Source organism: Streptomyces alkaliphilus (assembly GCF_014141535.1).
GTDB classification, from domain to species: domain Bacteria; phylum Actinomycetota; class Actinomycetes; order Streptomycetales; family Streptomycetaceae; genus Streptomyces; species Streptomyces alkaliphilus.
On sequence record NZ_VKHT01000670.1, the window covers coordinates 1 to 2937 of the forward strand.

2 protein-coding genes are annotated in these 2937 nt (G+C 79.1%); both read left to right on the forward strand.

Features of this window, described 5'->3' with window-relative positions; all coding sequences use genetic code 11:
- Positions 1-1731 (forward strand): glycosyltransferase (locus FNQ90_RS18265; RefSeq protein WP_182607365.1); only part of this gene is annotated, 1731 nt, incomplete at its 5' end.
- Positions 1728-2937, forward strand: a 1210-nt coding sequence (locus FNQ90_RS18270) for a hypothetical protein (protein WP_182607366.1), incomplete at its 3' end; no start/stop codon positions are given. The genes FNQ90_RS18265 and FNQ90_RS18270, both read left to right, overlap by 4 nt.

A 2937-nucleotide genomic window follows, 5' to 3' on the forward strand; every position in this document is an offset into this window, starting at 1 on the left:
GTGGTGTCCCTGCGGACCGCCCCCCTGTGGGGCCCGCCGCCCGACCCGAGGGGGCCGGGGCACGGGCGTGCCGGGCGCCGCCTGGGCCGACGGTACGCGGAGGCCTTCGCCGAACTCGCCGGAGCCCTGTGCGCGCCCGAGGACCCGGCCGCCGGTCCGCGCGGCGCCGCCGGTCCCCGCCGCCGCTTCACCGAGGGCCTGTACGCCCTCGCCGACCTGGCCCTCGACCACGGCGGACTCGCCGGCTGGCTGCTTTCCGGGACCGCCCCGCGGGTGCTCGAGGCGGCCTGCCGCGCCCCGGGCGCGCCGCGCGCGGTGCGGGCCGCCCGGGTGGCCGACCTGCTGCTGGCCTGCGAGCGTCTGGAACGGGCCCTGCGCCCGCTCGGCCTGGACTGGTACCACCCCGCCCCGGGGCCGGGGGACCCGCACGCCCCGGCGGGCACCGCCGGCCCCCCGGCGACCCGCCGGGCCGGAGGGCTCCTGGGGGTCGACCTCTGTCACGCGGTGGGCGGCGGCCCCGCCGCCCTCCCGGGCCTGGTCGCCCACCATCGCCGGGGCACCCCGCTGCTGGTCACCGAGTACGGTGTGCGGCTGCGCGAGCACTACCTGGGCAGCGCGGCGGAGGCCGCCCGTGCCCTCCGGCGACCGGCCGAGGCCCGTACGGTGGCGCCCGGCGCGGCCGGGGCCCCGGTCCGCGCGCTCCTGGCCGCCTTCGGCCTGCACCTGGCCCGCGAGACCTACGCCCGGGCCGAGCTGGTCGTCCCCGGCAACGTCCACGCCCGCCGCTGGCAGCTCCGATGCGGGGCGGAGAACGGCCGGACCCGGCTGGTCTACCCCGGCATGGACGCCCGGCCCTTCGAGGCGCCAGGGGAGGCGCCGGCCCCGGGGGCCGTGCGGATCACCCGGTCCGGAGAGCCCGGGGATCCCGCCGCCGACTCCCTGGTCTGGGTGGGCCGGGTCGAGCCATCCCGCGATCTCGTCGGGCTCCTGCACGCCTTCGACGAGGTCCGCCGGGTTCGCCCCGCCACCCGTCTCCACCTGGTCGCCGACCCCGGTCGCGGCCCCGCCGACCCGCGGTACGCCGCGCACTGCCGTGACCTCGCCGCGCGACTCCTCCCCGCCACGGGCACCGACCCCGCCCCGGTGGTACTCCACTCGATCGGCGACCCCGACGTACCCGGTCCGGCCGCCGCCTGGGCGCTGGGATCCGTCGCCGTGCTCCCCTCCGCCGTGGAGGGCTTTCCGATACCGCTGATCGAGGCGATGTTCTGTGCCCGGGCCACGGTCTCCACCGACGTCGGAGCCGTGCGCGAGGTCATCGGCGGCACCGGTCCGATCGTTCCCCCGGGCCGGCCCGACGCGCTGGCCGCCGCCTGTCTGGAGCTGCTCGCCGATCCCGACCGCAGGGCCCGACTGGGCGCCGCCGCCCGCTGCCGGGCGCTCGAGCTGTTCACCGTGGAGCGGAACCTGGCGGCCTTCCGGTCGATGTATATGGAGATGGCCGCCCGGATCGCCGCCCATCGGGCCGTGGACCCGACAGCCCCGTCCTCCCCGGTGCCCGACGACCCCTCGGGGGCCTTCGACCCGGTGGTGCCGTTCGCGCGGACCCCCGAGTTCCACCTGGCCGCGGGCCTCCCCCCGGAGGGCCGGGCCGACGAGCCGACCACCGAGGACGGGGCCCCCGCGCCGGCCGTGGTCGCCGCCTTCCCGGGTGGGGGTGAACGGGTGTGATCACCACTCCGGCCGACCCGGTACGGATCCTCATGGATCGTCACCGGGAGCTGTGCGAGCAGGCCGTGCACCCCCTGGAGATCGCGGCCGTTCTGGAGGCGCGCGGGCTCACCGACCGCGGGGCCGCCCGTTACCGTCACCGCGACGTGTTCTCGCTGGCCGAGGAGCTGTACGCCAGGGTCCCCCGGGCCGATGCCGAGACGGGCCCCGGGCCGCTCCCGTCGGTGATGTCCCCGGACCGGGGAACCCCGGTCCGCGTTCGCCTCGCCGCGCTGCCGAGGGCCGCCGGACCGTTGCTCCCCCTCCTGGTGACCGTCGCGACGGTGTTCGCCGTGGCCCGCGTCCCGGAGCCGACCCGTCCCCTCGTCCTGCTGCTCGCCTGCTGCCTCGTGCCGTTCGCCGTGTGGGTGGTGCTGCGCCCGATCCTCCCCGGCGGGGCGGGCCGGGCCGCGGTCCTCGCCACCTGCTGCGCGGCGATCCCCCTCGTGCCCGACGTGTTCCCCGGGCCGTTCGCGGGACCGCTCCCGGCCCCGGCGGTCGGAACGGGCGGTGGACCCGACCCCGCGCGGGCGGCGGCCGGCGCCGTGCTGATCGCCTGGGTCCTGGCCGTCTCCCCGTGGACGCTGCGGGGGTTCGCGGCCGGGGCCCGGCGGACGGTGGCCCTCAGCCGCACGCTGGACGATTTCCGTTCCGCGACCCGGCCCCGCCTGGTGGCGGCGCTCGCCCTGCCGGCCCTGGCCGCCGGGACGCCGCTCGTGGCGACGGCGCTCAATCCCGGCGCCGTCCCCCCGCCCGGTGCCCTGTTGCCCGCCGCCACGACCGCGTTCGCGCTGCACGTCGCCCTGCTGGTCGCCGTCCACGGACGACCCCGCCGGGCCGCCGGAGCCCTGCTCGCGGCGGTCGCGGTCGCCACGACGTGGTGGGTCGTCCCCCTGGTCGCCCCCCACCTTCCGCAGATGCCGTTTCCCGGCGCGTCACCCGTGCCCGATTCCCCGGTCGGGGCGTTGATCGGGGCGTTGACGGGAGCGGTGGTCGCCGTGGCGCTGCTGCTCCCCGCGGTGCCGGCCGCCTGCTGCCGCGCCGCCGTCCACCGCTCCGTCCCGGTGTCCCCGGCCCGCCGGGAATCGGGACCACCGGCCGTCGCTCCGGCGGCGCCGGTCACCCGGTCGCCCGGACGGGCCACCGGTTCGTCACCCCCGCCCGCGG